Origin of the sequence: Microvirga sp. Mcv34, from assembly GCF_024519725.1 — a bacterium.
Taxonomy (GTDB): Bacteria; Pseudomonadota; Alphaproteobacteria; order Rhizobiales; family Beijerinckiaceae; genus Microvirga.
The window spans coordinates 1-1,126 of the sequence record NZ_JALJRK010000250.1 but is presented as its reverse complement, the minus strand read 5'-3'; the positions used below and the strand labels follow the sequence as shown (position 1 = coordinate 1,126).

2 protein-coding genes are annotated in these 1,126 nt (G+C 68.4%); both read right to left on the bottom strand.

From position 1 onward, the window contains the following. Positions 1-328: hypothetical protein (locus tag OC446_RS30455; protein WP_262032598.1), on the bottom strand; the 328-nt coding region annotated here is incomplete at its 3' end. 119 nt (positions 329-447) lie between these two features. After that, positions 448-1,005 (bottom strand): helix-turn-helix domain-containing protein, encoded by a 558-nt coding sequence (locus tag OC446_RS30450; protein WP_262032597.1) that lies wholly within the window; start codon positions 1,003-1,005, stop codon positions 448-450. Positions 1,006-1,126 lie beyond the last annotated feature (121 nt).

Here is a 1,126-nt window from a genome sequence, read left to right as displayed (position 1 = left end):
GCCACAGCACCAGTTCAGGAGTCTTGTGGCCGGTGAGATTGTCCCACACCAGCAGCAGCCGCAGTGGCGGCAACTCGTCCGGCAAGGTGAAGCGCCGGCTCAGCCCCGCCTGCCAGACCTCCCACGCCGCGTGCGTGAGAGCGGGATCCGCAACGACTGGGGCGGGCAACTCCGCCAGAATCGCGGTGAGACGCTCGCGCAGCCACGGATGCAGCACCGCATTCGTACAGCGCCCGGCCGGTTGCAGGCGCACCTGGCCCGAGGCGGGATGGAACAGAGTCAGGATCTTGGTCGTGCCGCCACGGATGTACTCGTGCGGTTGTGTCATCGGGTGAGCTTGCAGCTGCCACGAAGGACCCGAATGCGGCACGGCCTGGAATGGGCCGGCTTCGTCCTCACACCAGACTGACAATCCCAAGGGGGCGCCCAGGGTGTAGGCCTGCTCGATCAGCTTTTTTTGGCAGCCGCATCGGGATCGCTGACGCGTGCGATACCGGACTTGCGGTTGCGCAGCGCGACGCCGGTTTCACACCAGGTGCGGCTCTTCTGCCAGCTCAGGCCGGTTTCGTGCAGGGTGCGCGCGATGGTGAACCGGCTCACCCGGGGCAGGCCGTCAGGCGCTTGGCGCAGGGCCTTCTGCAGCAGGCTCAACGACCAGGTCGCGGTGCCGTCCGTCTCGCGCTCGGGCGATCGCGCCCACTCGGCCAGGATGCGCTGCTGCTCGTGAACCCCGTAGCGGATCCGCGGCCCGCCGCCGTGGTGCGGGCGCACGGCCGACAGTCCCTCGCGGTTGAAGCGGCTGACCCAGGCCGAGATGGTCTCGTTGTGGCCGCGCCCGACCAGACGCGCGGCGGCGGTGTAGCTGGCACCCTCGGCAATCGCCAGCAGGGCGCGGGCCCGGTCGACCTCGGCGGCAGGGGCGCTCTGCGAGCGACTCAGGCGGGTGAGCTCTGTGCGCTCGTCTACGGTGAGCGGGCGTAGTGGATCTTTCTGGTGGCGCGACATGGGGCACCTCGCAACACGAGGATCACCATACCTCTATACCATATCCGACGGCAGACGACCCACTACGCTCGGGAGCAACAAGTGCTCAGCTCGGCCTCTGGTCCGGGCCTGCAGTCCCCAA